Source organism: Bacillus sp. 03113 (genome assembly GCF_006546985.1).
Lineage (GTDB): Bacteria > Bacillota > Bacilli > Bacillales > Cytobacillaceae > VATK01.
In genome coordinates, this window is the sequence record NZ_VATK01000012.1 from 1 (window position 1) to 14,083 (window position 14,083).

General features: G+C 35.8%; 11 protein-coding genes and 1 pseudogene. 11 read left to right on the plus strand and 1 reads right to left on the minus strand.

The window, feature by feature from the left end; translation table 11 throughout:
• The 9 genes and pseudogenes from iscB to FDO66_RS12725 all read left to right on the plus strand — a co-directional run.
• The coding region (gene iscB, locus FDO66_RS12680; RefSeq protein ID WP_141433031.1) for an RNA-guided endonuclease IscB at nt 1-1,082 on the plus strand (1,082 nt) is incomplete at its 5' end.
• Between the two features lie 719 nt (nt 1,083-1,801).
• Nucleotides 1,802-2,353: a DUF6241 domain-containing protein gene (locus FDO66_RS20905; RefSeq protein ID WP_181444565.1), complete on the plus strand. Its 552-nt coding sequence runs from the start codon at nt 1,802-1,804 to the stop codon at nt 2,351-2,353.
• A gap of 466 nt (nt 2,354-2,819) precedes the next feature.
• Nucleotides 2,820-3,458 (plus strand): Crp/Fnr family transcriptional regulator, encoded by a 639-nt coding sequence (locus tag FDO66_RS12695; protein WP_141433034.1) that lies wholly within the window; start codon nt 2,820-2,822, stop codon nt 3,456-3,458.
• Between the two features lie 17 nt (nt 3,459-3,475).
• Nucleotides 3,476-4,372: a nucleoside hydrolase gene (locus tag FDO66_RS12700; RefSeq protein WP_141433035.1), complete on the plus strand. Its 897-nt coding sequence runs from the start codon at nt 3,476-3,478 to the stop codon at nt 4,370-4,372.
• A 28-nt stretch (nt 4,373-4,400) separates the two neighbouring features.
• Nucleotides 4,401-5,744: pseudogene (locus tag FDO66_RS12705) on the plus strand (sugar ABC transporter substrate-binding protein).
• A 135-nt stretch (nt 5,745-5,879) separates the two neighbouring features.
• Complete coding sequence (locus tag FDO66_RS12710; protein ID WP_141433036.1) at nt 5,880-6,743, plus strand: carbohydrate ABC transporter permease; 864 nt, start codon at nt 5,880-5,882, stop codon at nt 6,741-6,743.
• Between the two features lie 14 nt (nt 6,744-6,757).
• The gene (locus FDO66_RS12715) at nt 6,758-7,597 is read left to right on the plus strand and encodes a carbohydrate ABC transporter permease (protein WP_141433037.1); all 840 of its coding nucleotides are present in this window, start codon (nt 6,758-6,760) and stop codon (nt 7,595-7,597) included.
• 88 nt (nt 7,598-7,685) lie between these two features.
• On the plus strand, nt 7,686-8,795 hold the full coding sequence (locus tag FDO66_RS12720) for an ABC transporter ATP-binding protein (RefSeq protein WP_141433038.1): 1,110 nt from the start codon (nt 7,686-7,688) through the stop codon (nt 8,793-8,795).
• 358 nt (nt 8,796-9,153) lie between these two features.
• A complete protein-coding gene (locus FDO66_RS12725; protein ID WP_309475277.1) occupies nt 9,154-10,011 on the plus strand; it encodes a dimethylarginine dimethylaminohydrolase family protein in 858 nt (285 codons plus the stop codon).
• A 345-nt stretch (nt 10,012-10,356) separates the two neighbouring features.
• Here the strand turns inward: FDO66_RS12725 and FDO66_RS12730 are convergent, their stop codons facing one another.
• Nucleotides 10,357-10,815 (minus strand): VOC family protein, encoded by a 459-nt coding sequence (locus FDO66_RS12730; protein WP_141433039.1) that lies wholly within the window; start codon nt 10,813-10,815, stop codon nt 10,357-10,359.
• A 558-nt stretch (nt 10,816-11,373) separates the two neighbouring features.
• Between FDO66_RS12730 and FDO66_RS12735 the strand changes: the two genes are divergently transcribed.
• Together FDO66_RS12735 and FDO66_RS12740 are read left to right on the plus strand one after the other, a co-directional pair.
• Nucleotides 11,374-12,009 carry a metal-dependent hydrolase gene (locus FDO66_RS12735; protein ID WP_309475278.1) on the plus strand — a complete coding sequence of 212 codons (636 nt, stop codon included), beginning with the start codon at nt 11,374-11,376 and terminating at the stop codon, nt 12,007-12,009.
• A gap of 157 nt (nt 12,010-12,166) precedes the next feature.
• Nucleotides 12,167-13,855, plus strand: a complete 1,689-nt coding sequence (locus FDO66_RS12740) for a glycoside hydrolase family 13 protein (RefSeq protein ID WP_141433041.1) — start codon at nt 12,167-12,169, stop codon at nt 13,853-13,855.
• The last annotated feature ends 228 nt before the right edge of the window (nt 13,856-14,083 follow it).

Here is a 14,083-nt window from a genome sequence, read left to right on the forward strand (position 1 = left end):
AAATAGACAAAACACCGATTGTATTAGGCATTGATGATGGAGCCAAATATACGGGGATTGCTTTGGTACAAGATTGTGCAACGAAAAATAAACCAGTGTTCAAAGGAACGATCGAGCATAGACAAGATGTGAAAGACAAGATGGATGTGAGGAGAGGGCATCGAAGATACAGAAGATCGCATAAAAAATATCGAAAAGAAAGATTCGATAATCGCAGGGCATCGAAAAGGAAAGGGAGAATCCCCCCTAGTATTAAACAAAAAAAAGAATCAACGCTTCGTGTGATCAAAAAATTAAATCAATGGTGTCGAATGGATCACATTTATTTAGAGGATGTTCAAATCGATATTCGTGCATTTAGTGAGGGGAAAAAACTATACCGATGGCAATATCAAAAATCGAACCGTTTGGATGAAAATTTACGGATTGCGACCCTTAAACGGGATCAATATACGTGTCAAAGCTGTGGGAAAACCGATTGTATGTTAGAGGTTCATCATATTACACCCAAACGTTTAAATGGATCTCATTCGATTAAAAATCTCATTACTTTATGCAGTTCCTGTCACGACAACATTAACGGTGAAGAAAGGAAACATGCAGAACGATTTTATGCCATCATCGGTGGAAAAAAGATAGATTTCAGAGTCGCTATGCATGTGATGCAAGGGAAATCATTTTTAAGAAAAGGACTAAATCAAGTCGCTCCTTTAACACTCACAACCGGAGGAGAAACAGCGAATAAGCGTATTGATTGGAACATTGAAAAGAGTCATAGTAATGACGCCATCGTAATTACAAATATAGAAGTCACTCAACTTAAATGCGAAATCAAGGATTGGGTCATAAAGCCAATGCGCAGAAAGAGCAAAGCTAAAACAGAGGAAGTAGCCGGTTTTAAACATCGAGATTACGTTTGTTATACCAAAAGAAATGGGGAAAAATATTTTGGCTACATTACAGCTTTATACCCAAAAAGAAAACAGTTTAATATGACAACAATCGATGGAAAAATTCTTAAAAGATATGGGATAAAACCTTTAAAATTAATTTGGAGATTCAACAAAATTTTCTGGTATTAAAAAAATAACTAAAGGAGGTGAGTCCTGGTCATTTTAATATGTTTTGTTATGAATTGTTATATTTTAATATGACCAGGTAGACAAAATTAAAAGTTATCACATAAAATTCTCTCTCTATATATTAGCTTTGATTGTCACTATTTTTCTACTATTTATACCGTTAATGACAGATATTATTATTGTTAATTCGTTTCGCTCAAAAGCTTTAGTTATCATACCATTTATATTAGTGATACTTGGAAAGTTGATATCTATAAGGGAAAAAATGAATACCAATAAGAGTTTTACAAAGGATGTAGCTATGAATATTGGCTTAATAATCGCATTAGCATTATTTCTTATTTCCTGAGCTTTGCTTCTTCTTCAACGGGGGCTTTAGTTTAATAACAATCTTTACGATCGGGCGCGATCGTAGTAAATCTTAGATTTCATCTACTTTATTAATATATTTTTAAGACAGAGAAGTATTTTAAATCCAAAAAAGTAAATAGTTTTAGTATAACCCTGTCCTAGAATCAGAACGGGGTTATAAATGTTTGGGGTTGTAAAATTAAATAACTTTATTGTCATTTTCCAATTAGTTGATTTATTTAAATACTAAACTTTTAAGAACATCTATTATTCTCTATGTTAATATAGTAAATGGTTACTCTAACCATAGAAGGAAACTGCATGAATCAACTTGGAGGGTTTTATGATAAAAAAGATTTTAATTATCTTTGGTATCTGTTGGTATTTTGGGACTTGCTGGTTTTGGTGCAGTCAAGGTAATAAATAATGCTAAGGATTATGAAAAGAAGGAAGAAATAAAAAAAGAAGAAGAAAGAGAAGCTCAAATTAAAATAGCTCAAATTGAAAAAGAAAGGGAAATTGAAGAAAAAGAGAATGAAATAGATGATAAGCGAAAAATAATCGAAAAAATTCAATACGATCTACCAATAGACAATAACTCTACAGAAGAGGTTGTTATGGATGTCATGCATCAAATGACTCATCAGAAAGTTCGAGCTGAGAAAAAAGAAGGTGCAGTTCCAATGAATCAAGAAACAATTAATCAAGTTTACGATATTGTGATTCAAAGTAATTTTAGTCATAAAGATGATTTGTTAAAGATTCTGGATAGATGGAAAAAGAATAATTTCGAAGTTGTAGCTGTTGATCATAACTATTTATGGCAGTATCAAGATGGAGAAGTTGGTAAAGCATATGGTGTTCTGAGCTTGAATGAAGAATTAGAATTCGCTAGAAATCATTTTCAAATAGAAGAATAACTACTTCGAAAATTTAATGTGATATTAATAATATCGTAAGAAAAGTAAGCTGCGTGCTATCGTAGCTTATTTTTTTTACTAATATAAAGTTTTAATTCTATGAAATGGACAAAAGTATTGCTTCGCTTGCTCTTAATAAGAGATTACAAAAATTTGAGCATGAAAGGAACAAAAAGAAAGTTATTCTTATTAGAAAGTTGATAATTCATTATCGGAGAAAAAAGTACTTATATTAAAAGGCACATTGAACATTTTTCATCCATGTAAATACAGTTTTATTAACTTTGTATACATACGGTTAAGGTTTTGTAAAATGTCGTCTTACCGACAGAATCGACAAAAAGTGTAGGATATACTTTGTTTGTGTTTAGGATTTCAACTCCAAATGTCTTTTTCCAATGATGGCATTATCTAGTTTTTACAGGGGAGAAAAATCGATTTAATACGATCAAAGGAGAATGATGATATGCCGGCAGATCAAAAGGAGAATCTGTTATATGAGCTATTTCGAAAGTACGGGACTTTGCAGGAATTTAAGAAAAACTCATTTGTTTATTCTAAAGGTGAGCCTTCAAAGGCAGCTTATTTTATAGAGAATGGTTTGTTGAAGGTTTGTCAGCTCACACAAAAAGGTCAAAATGTGACGTTTTTCATACGTAAAACAGGAGACTATTTCGGTATGGCGGAGATCATTCTCAAGCAAAATCATCCGTGCTATGCACAATGCTTAAATAACAGCCAAATTTGGGTATTACCTTCGTCGATTGTGGAAGAAAAGCTTGAATCTGATCCGAAGGTTAATAGGGAAATCCTCTATACTCTGACCAATAGACTAATCCAGCAGCAAACGACGGTAGAACAGCTTGTATCTAAGCCTGCTTCTGCGCGACTTGCTTGGCTGTTGGAACAGTTAGGCAAGCCAGGTCCGGCCGGCGAATGGTTGGTCAACATGATGTTAACACACGAAGAGATGTCGAATATTGTTGGGTGCAGCAGACAAACCATTTCAGAACTATTTAATAAATGGCGTTCACAAGGCATTATGAACTACACCAGAAACAAACTAACGATTTATCGACTAGATGACCTAATGGAAAACCTTTAGAAAGAGGGAGAACGTTTTTGTCGAGAATCATTTTAGATACAGATATCGGAACAAATGCGGATGATGCCGTTGCCCTTTCTCTTGCATTAAAATCTCCAGAAATTATCTTGGAGGGCGTAACGACTGTTTATGGGAACGTCATTACTCGAGCATCAATCGCACATAAGATTAATAGATTGTGCGGACAATCTACTAAAATTTATCCGGGGATTGAGCTTCCGCTGCTGCGCAACCGGAAAGTATTTTGGACGGGCATTGAAGATGAGCTAGTCGGGGAATGGGAGAGAGATTTCGAATTGTCAACGAAGCATGCGGTTGATTACATGGTAGAAACAGTTATGGAACATCCAAGAGAAATTACACTGGTAGGGATTGGTCCGTTAACGAATATTGCTGCAGCTTTAATTCGTGAACCGCAAATTGCTAGAAATGTGAAAGAAATTGTCCTTATGGGCGGTGTTACTCGTTTAGGCAGCAACGGAATCCATATCGAAACGCATGAACATAACGTAAAGTGCGATCCAGAAGCGGCTTTCGTCGTCTTTTCCAGTGGAGCCCCAATTGTCATGATTGGTTTAGATGTGACAAGACAGCTTGTCTTTTCAAGAGAAGAAAACGATAAGTTCGCCTCTTGTGGAACACCTCTAGCTTTAACTTTAACGAAAATGATTGAAAAATATATGAATTATATGAAGCGGGATTTTTCTTATATGTGTGATCCGCTGGCAATCAGTTTGTTATTAGATCGATCATTAGTAGAAACAAAAAAAATGAACGTACGTGTTGAGTATGATCATCGTGAAATGACTGGGCAAACCATTGCCGAACTGAGCGAGGACGGAAATGTAGAAGTAGCTCTAGAAGTCGATTATGATAAATTTTTTAAATTATTGAAACGCAGAGTTTTCTCATAAAAACAAAAATTAGGGAGGATTTAAAATAATGAAACGATTGTTGAAGCAAGTAAAATGGTTGTCGGCTATTCTTTTAATTGCTACTACATTAACTGCCTGTGGAAAACCGAATGCACAGTCAGAGGAAAAACCTAGTGAAAATAAAGAAAAAACAACTTCTGAGGTTACTGAAATATCATTTGTTAGTTATTCCAACTATGAAGCACCGTTAAAAAAAGTTATTGAAGAATTTGAAAAGGAAAATCCTACTATTAAAGTGAAGTTGGAATTAAGCCCTTTTAAACAATTAATGGAAACGATTGAGATTAAGATGGGAGCAAAATCGAAAGACGTTGATTTGTTGTTTGTCGATTCACCATTAACGATGAATTACACGTTAAAAGGATATTTGGAACCCCTTGATGAATTGCTAGGGGCTAAAGTGAAAGAAAAGTGGGTCAAGTCAGCAATAGATACGGCTTCCTATAAAGGGAAATTGATGTCTGCTCCAATGAACAATTCTAGTCAAGTACTTTATTATAACAAAGACATCTTTAAAGAGAAGGGTGTGGAGTTCCTTCCAGAAGATAAGCGTTTAACATGGGAAGAAATTGTGAAGACTGCCCAAAATTTAACTTATGATAATAACGGAGATGGTCAAACGGATGTATTCGGTTTTTCATTTGATCAAATTGGACGTCCTTATCAGCTTCTTGCGTTATCTGATAGCTTAGGCGCTAAGTAGTTAAGTAAAGATGGATTGAAATCTGCTGGATATATAGACTCTCCAAAATCGGTTCAAGCATTTGAGTTCTATTCTGATTTATTCAATAAATTGAAAGTAAGTCCGAAAATTAAACGAGAAGAAAGTATCGATTATTTTACTTCAGGTAAGGTTGCAATGTTCCTTGGTGCTAATCATAACTTACCTAAATTAAAGGAATCTAGCATTAATTTTGGTGTTGCCTTACATCCTTATTTTAAAGGTGGAAAAGTTGCTACTCCAACTGGTGCATGGAATGTAGGTATATCTAAATATTCAGAGAAAAAAGAAGCTGCTGCTGAGTTTATTAAGTTTTTAACATATGGTGAAGGTGCAAAAATTATGTTTACGGTAGGTGGTACATTACCAGCTCATACGGATATTTTAGATGAAATCGAAAAGGATCCAACATATGCTGAATTCCCGAACAAAGTAATCCGTATCGCTGCAAAGGAATCACGTGAAACTGCTATACCACGTCCGAAATCACCAGGATATTTGGAATGGGAAAGCAATATCAATCAGGCATTTGAAGATATTAAAAATGGATCAGATCCAAAACAAGCTCTAGAAGGTGCTGCGGTTATTATTGATAAGCAATTAGAAAAATATAAAGGTGCTGTAAAGTAAGTTTGATTAAGTAAATTATAAATTAGGGGAATTAGGTGGAGAGGCTACTCCACCTAATTTAAAAATTCCACCTTTCCTACGCTTAAGGCAGGGGGTCTGAACTCTAATTACACAATAAAGGAATGAGGACAATTCATGAAGGTGGAAAATAAACTAATTCCGTATCTTTTTCTGTTTCCCGCCATTATCGGATTGCTAGTGTTCAAGCTTTATCCGATTGCAAGCGGTCTAGTGGAGAGTTTTTATACAAATGCTTTTCTAACGGGAGAAAAATCATTTATCGGTTTACAAAACTATACGTCTTTATTTGCTGATCCCGTTTTTCAGGACTCATTAATCACTACATTGTGGTTTAATTTGGTCATTAATCCATTGCAATTTTCATTAGCTTTTGGGTTAGCGCTGTTGTTGAACGCGAAAATTAAAGCTATTGGAATTTTTCGTGGAATCAACTTTGTTCCAGTTGCCGTTTCGGTGCCAACAGCATGTATTTTGTGGAATATCATGCTAAGCCCTGAGCAAGGAGTTATCAATTCGATTTTAATTGGGCTTGGACTAGAACCGCAGCCTTTTTTAACAAGTAGTTCACAGGCTTTAGGTTCGATTATTGCAGTAGCTTCTTGGAAAGGTGTCGGCTATTGGGCTCTTTTTCTGCTTGCGGGATTACAAGATATTCCTCAATCCCTTTATGAAGCATCGGCGATTGATGGAGCAAATCGTTGGCAGCAGTTTCGAAATGTTACTGTCCCAATGATGAAGCGTTCATTAACTTTTATAGTCGTATCTATAACGATTGCTAACTTTTTACTATTTTCACCGATGTATATTCTTACTCAGGGTGGACCGGAGCGAAGCACAAATGTGTTAATGCTAGAAAGCTATAATAATGCATTTTTGTATTCAGATATTGGCAGAGCATCTGCTATTGTAATTATCATGCTTATTATTACACTAGTTGTTGTTGCAGTGCAGTTTAGACTGTTCCGAGCAAAACATTAGAAAGGATCATATTTATGAGACAGAATAAACGATCTAAATTTCTCATATACACCATCCATTTCGTTCTGGCACTAATTATTTTGCTTCCTTTGGCGTTTGCACTGTTTTCTTCCTTCCGCTCTTTAGAGGATATATTTAAATATATGTCGCCAATATCGTGGAGAACATTTTTTCCTACTGAATTTACCTTGGAAGCATATGTTAATTTATTTACTGAGCGTGGATTCGGTCGTATTTTTTTCAATACGTTCTTTGTTGCTGTTGCGAACGTTGTTTTCGGACTTATTGTTGGATCAATGGCAGCCTTTGCTTTTGCAACGTTTAACTTTAGAGGAAAAACGATTTTGTTTTTACTTGTACTGTTGACTTTTATGATTCCCTTTGAAATTATTGCGATTCCACTTTACAGTCTCGTTAATAACCTAGGCTGGATCGATTCATACGAGGCTCTAATCATACCAGGTATTGCGAATGGTTTAGTTATTTTCCTGTATCGCCAGTTCTTTTTGGATCTGCCAAAGAGCTTGCTTGAGGCGGCACGTATTGATGGTGCTTCATGGTTTAGAGTTTATTGGAGCATTGTCATGCCAATTTGTAAACCTGTTACAGTTAGCGCCGGTCTTTTGCTTTTCATTCAACAATGGGAGTCATTTATGTGGCCTCTTATCGCTACTCGTTCCGAAAAGTATAAAGTGATACAAGTCGCTTTAAGCGACTTTGTTACAGAATTTATGACTTATTGGAACGAAATGTTTGCGGCTGCGATTATTTCCGTTATTATTCCGGTAATTATTTTGTTGCCGTTGCAAAGATATTTTGTCAAAGGGATAGCCAATACAGGTTCGAAAGAATAAAGCAGTAAATAGCGTTGAGCTGTGAATGTAACAAGAATATTTAACTATTCTATCAAATTGCAAGCTATGTTAAAGGGAGGAAATTTTCATGGCTGAGCTTCGTCTAGAGAATATTTTTAAAATTTATGATAAAAAAGTCACTGCAGTAGATGATTTTAATCTTCACATTAAGGATAAAGAGTTTATTGTTTTTGTTGGGCCATCTGGCTGTGGAAAATCAACCACTTTACGAATGATTGCTGGTCTTGAAGAAATTTCAAAAGGAGATTTTTATATTGATGGAAAGCAAATGAATCAAGTTGCCCCGAAAAACCGTGACATTGCCATGGTCTTTCAAAACTATGCGCTATACCCGCATATGAGTGTGTATGATAATATGGCATTCGGCTTGAAGCTTCGTAAATTACCGAAAGAAGAAATTGATCGTCGTGTAAAAGAAGCAGCACATATTCTAGGACTTGAAGGGTATTTAAAACGTAAACCAAAAGCCCTTTCTGGCGGACAACGCCAGCGTGTTGCATTAGGACGTGCTATTGTCCGCGATGCGAAAGTGTTCTTAATGGATGAACCTTTATCTAACCTTGATGCTAAGCTTCGAGTTCAAATGCGTGCTGAAATATCAAGGCTTCACCAACGGCTGCAAACGACTACAATATACGTTACACATGATCAAACAGAAGCGATGACAATGGCGACACGCCTTGTTGTTATGAAGGACGGTCGCATTCAACAAGTAGGAACTCCAAAAGAAGTATATGACAAGCCTGAAAATATGTTCGTAGCTGGATTTATTGGCTCTCCTGCCATGAATTTTTTCCATGGTAAAATCTCTAATGGTTCGTTCCATATTGGAGCTGCAAAGTTTGAAATCCCTGAAAATAAAATGAATGACTTGAGAGCAAAAGGTTATGCAGATAAAGAGGTTGTATTAGGTATTCGTCCAGAAGATATTTATGAAAAATCAGGGTTAGCGGCACCTATAAAAGGCTCAAAATTGAATGCCGCCATTGAAGTAGCAGAATTAATTGGCTCTCAAACAATGCTGTACACACAATTAGAAAAACAACAGGTTGTGGCGAGTGTTGATTCACGTCTTAATATTTCAGCAGGTCAATCAATCGACTTAATCTTTGACATAGATAAAGCACATTTCTTTGACAAAGTTACAGAAAGTCGGATTCGTCCTGAAAGTGAATAAGAAAAACGATAACAATCACTATAAAATTTCAGAGGCAAATCAGGAAAGAGAATAGCTGAACTATAACCCGAATACCGGACACAATTGAAATGAGTTTCCAGATAGAGAAGTAGTTGCGTACCTTATAGAAGATGAAACTTCATACTCTGATTCGATGATACGGACACACCTTACTTTCAGTTGCTGATTACGATGATTTTGAGCGGATAGGAAGAGGAAAACATGCTTCTCATGGATTATATAGTAAACGATCTGTTAAAATGACATAAATAGGGTTAGACATTAATCTAGAGTTTGATCTAGGTAAATGATGGTAACAAAAAAGTGTTTATATTCAAAAATTTATGGAGGTGGACAGATGGCAATGTTAGAAAGTGAAAGCCTAAGTAGTGCAAACTGCAGTAACGAATATAATCAACTTAGGCATGTGATTGTGTGTTCACCGAAATATATGCGTATCGAAGAACCCATTAATGAGACACAAAAGCGTTATTTGTTAGATAATATTAATCGGGATCTTGCAATGAATCAGCATGAGAAGTTTGTTGAAGTATTACAAAAAAATGGAGTAGAGGTTTATATGCTTGCTCCCGAGAAGCGTTATAATGAACAAGTTTTTACTAGAGATATTGGCTTTTGTTTAGGCAAAACATTATTTATTGGGAATATGGCAAGCAGTATACGTAAAGGAGAGGAATCTGTATTCAAAAACTGGTTAGATCATCATGGATTCACATATAGCGAAATTACAACAGGTCCTATTGAAGGTGGAGATGTCATTGTTTCCGATAAAACAGTGTGGGTTGGTTTAAGTGAAAGGACTTCTCAAGAAGCAGTTGATGAATTGAAATCTAGCCTAAATACGCATAAAGTAATCGCTCTTCCTTTGAAAAAAGGGATTCTGCATCTGGATTGTGTATTTAATATTGTTTCATCTAATACAGCAATTATTTATGAAGATGCATTTTCCGAAGATGCACTTGCATTAATAAGAAAGAGATATAAGCTAATTGAGGTTGACGGAGAGGAACAATTTTCAATGGGACCCAATGTGTTATCGCTAGAACCAGGAAAGATGCTTAGCCTTCCTCAAAATGTGCGGATGAATGAACAATTGCGAAAAGCAGGTTTCCATGTGATCGAAGTTGATTTTTCTGAAATTATTAAATCGGGTGGTTCATTTCGCTGTTGTTCTTTGCCTGTCCTTCGCATGTAAGGTAACAAAATTCAAGGTACTAAACTGGGTTTATAAAAATCCAGTTTTTTGGTGTGTGCATAATAAGTACATCTATCGGGTGAATAGTAAGGATCGATAGCGATAAGGTTCATTTTGCTAATCAAAGGTTTGTATGACATAGTAAAACTCACGGCAGATAGAACGTGTGAACGAAAACTCTATCTAATGAGCTTTAGGGTGACCCTCCCACTGCTTGGGAGGGTCAATTTAGCAGTAAGTTTATTATCTATTAATATTGGTGTCTTATTGAAGAAACAGAGCAAAATAATTCAAAAAAACATACTATCGATCAAAAAGAAATGATGAGCAAACGAGTCAGTTTTGTTATTGCTGAATTTCACGCATTGAACCCAAAATGATGTTATATCCATCTGGGTCTTTTATACATGTGTTTTTAAACTCCCATTTTCCATGTATTCCAGTAAACGGCTCGATTGCAATATATCCGCCATTTCTACGTACTTCTTCGACTAGGGTGTCCAAGTCATCCCAACTAACGTGTATAAAAGTGTCCCATCCGTACTCAGGACCTTCCCAATCAGTTGGATAATCTGGACGCTTTTTTGATAATGCGTTTGGCCGCACATCATCAGAGGAGTTAGCCTGTTGAAGAATAATAATCATTCCGTCTCGTTCTGCGTGTCCCCAGTTATCTACCTTACATCCGAGGACATCACGGTAGTATTCCTGCGATCTTTTTAAGTCGGATACTAAACGAACTTGAATCGTTAGTCCGAATTTCCCTCTCTTTTTTGTATGAACCTTCTCTTTATGTCCGCTCATTTTCGTTTCTCCTTCCGGTTTCAGGATTGATTAAAAAGGCACTCATCATTATGTTCTGTATTCAACAATGTATTCCTGCAATTTATCTAGCTATTTTATTTCTCAAAATGGGAGATGGATTCCTTTTATACCGTCATTTATAAGCATCAATTTTAACATGTTAAATTAAAAGCCAGCATTTTGATTTTTTCGCATAAATTAAAAAAGCTTCTTTTTCTTTCTTTTAGGCTGTTTTCTCAAAGTTTGTTGCTTTTGACATAAAAAACATTGGGAGAAACGTTTCGGAGCAGCCTGTATACACGTAGACTCCTGTGGGAATGCGAGAAAGGCGAGACCCCGCAGGAGCGTATGCGACGAGGAGGCTTGACGCTCGCCCACGGAAAGCGAAGTGTATGCAGGCTGCGCGTTTAAAAGCAACAATCTATACGAAAATAGCCTTCTTTTAAAAAAACATAGCAGTAAATATAATATTCATATATACTATGAAAATAATAAATAAGAACTTGCATCATTCAAGTCTTGAAAGAGATCGTTTAATGTATAGTTTAATAGAAATAGGTGGATTTTTTGAACGGGACAGCACATTGTACGATTGGAGCAGCAGCGGGATTTGTAGTAGCGAATACATATCATGCGGATCTAGCTTCGACTCTTTTATTAGTTGGAATTGGTGGAGTAGCTGGGCTTATACCAGATATAGATATAAATGGAAAGCTAGCCAATAGAATCACGTTATCTCATAAGGTGTTTCGATCCATTGCTCAATTTATTGGATGCTTGATGATTATTTATAGCTTCATACAAGGAGTGGGCACTGAGAAGTGGCTTGGTATGGGTATAGGTGTTGGAATGATTATCCTCTCTTCTTTTCTTACTCAAAGGAGGATGTTATCGGTAACGGGTGTAGGAGTTTTGGTTGGAGGGTTATCTCTACATGAAAACTGGTTATTGCTATTAGGAGTATATATTATTATCGCTTCTTTTCTTCCACATCGAAGCTATACTCATTCCATTATCGGAATCCTTTTCTTTGGAGTGATTGCTTCGGAATTACAAGCTTCGCTTCAAGTGAACGGTGTATTTACTACTTGTGTGACAGGCTATATGAGTCATATAATGGCAGATATGAAGATTTTTCCATTTAATAAACGGGGTGTAAAATTGTTTTTGCCTCTTTCATCAAAGGAATTTTAAGATGGCAAATTAAAATCTTTCTTATTACGAATGAAAAAATGAAGAAGGTATAAGGGTTCATTTTTTATAAATGGATCCTTATACGATTTATGCGCAAACGATTGCGCAGTTTTGTGGATTATGTTAGTTTATTAGTAGAGACAGAGGAGGTTTTTTTATGAATAAAATATGGTGGAAAGAAGCAGTAGCTTATCAAATTTATCCACGTAGTTTTATGGATTCGAATGGTGACGGTATTGGCGATATACAAGGGATTATATCCAAGCTGGACTATATAAAGGAGCTTGGTATTGATGTGATCTGGATTTGTCCTATATTCTCTTCACCTAATGATGATAACGGTTATGACATTAGTGATTATAAGGGGATTATGAGTGATTTTGGAACGATGAGTGATTTTGACCAATTGTTGGAAGAAGTTCATCGTTGTGGAATGAAGCTAATTTTAGATCTTGTTATTAATCATTCTTCTGATGAACATCCTTGGTTTATTGAATCAAGATCTTCAAAGGATAGTCCTTATAGAGACTATTATATTTGGAAAAAAGGAAGAAAAGGCAGGAAAGCTAAGAAGAAGAAAGGGAAAGAACCAAATAACTGGGAGTCCATTTTTAGCGGCTCAGCTTGGGAATATGATCCGCATACAAAGGAATATTTTATGCATATATTCTCAAGAAAGCAGCCTGATTTAAATTGGGAAAATCCGAAAGTTCGAAATGAATTATATGAAATGGTTAACTGGTGGTTAGATAAAGGAATCGATGGTTTCCGTGTTGATGCCATTTCTCATATTAAAAAAACTCCAGGCTTCCCGGACTTGCCAAATCCGAAGAAATTAAAGTATGTACCATCATTCCAGGGACATATGAATCGTGAGGGGATCCATGTATTTCTTGAGGAGCTCAAGCGTGAAACCTTTGATAAATATGATATTATGACAGTTGGCGAAGCAAATGGGGTAAGTGCTGATGGAGCAGAACCGTGGGTAGGCGAAGAAAAAGGTGCGTTTAATATGATCTTCCAATTTGAGCATCTTTCTCTTTGGGGAAGAAGTGTAGATGGTGGAATTGATATTCATGCCTTGAAAAAAACGTTAACAAAATGGCAAAAAGCATTGGATGGTATGGGATGGAATGCTTTATTTTTAGAAAATCACGATCAACCGCGCTCTGTTTCTACTTGGGGGAATGAAGACTATCGAGATAAGTCAGCAAAAGCTCTTGCGACGATGTATTTCCTTATGCAAGGAACGCCATTTATTTATCAAGGTCAGGAAATAGGCATGACTAACGTCCAATTCCCATCCATTGATGACTATAATGATGTAGCGATTAAAAATATGTATAAGTTTGAACGAGAGAATGGGAAATCTCATTTAGAAATCATGGAAGTCATTTGGAAGAATGGAAGGGATAATTCTAGGACACCGATGCAGTGGTCTTCCGAAGCGAATGGCGGCTTTACGACAGGAACACCTTGGTTAAAAATGAATCCAAATTATCAAGAAATTAATGTGCAGGAATCGAAGGAGAATGCTCATTCCATCTATCATTATTATAAAAATCTTATTCAGTTAAGAAAGGAACATGATGTTCTCATCTACGGCAGTTATGATCTTATTTTAGAAGAGCATGATGATATTTATGCGTACACAAGAACTTTAAATGAAGAAAAAATTGTTGTGATTGTTAACCTCTTCTCAACGGCGACTAGTTTCCGTTTACCAGAAGATTTACAGGGTAAAACAAAGGAATTATTTATAAGTAACTATCCAGAAAACCTTGAGGAAAACGGAGATACGATTACATTTAAACCATTCGAGGCAAGGGTATATCGTTTAAGCTAAACAAAGCAAGGTTATATTTAAAAAGCTTCTATGCTCTTTGCCGCATAGAAGCTTTTTAATTTGAGAATAAAAAGGATTGAAAATGGTATTTATATATTTGTAGTGTACGAGCTATTATTATATGAAAAAATAATATAATTTACATCATGTCAAAATTGTATACCTATTTGGTCAATATCGTACATATGAATATTTGAGACCACCCATTATAATAAAAGAAAGCGTTTA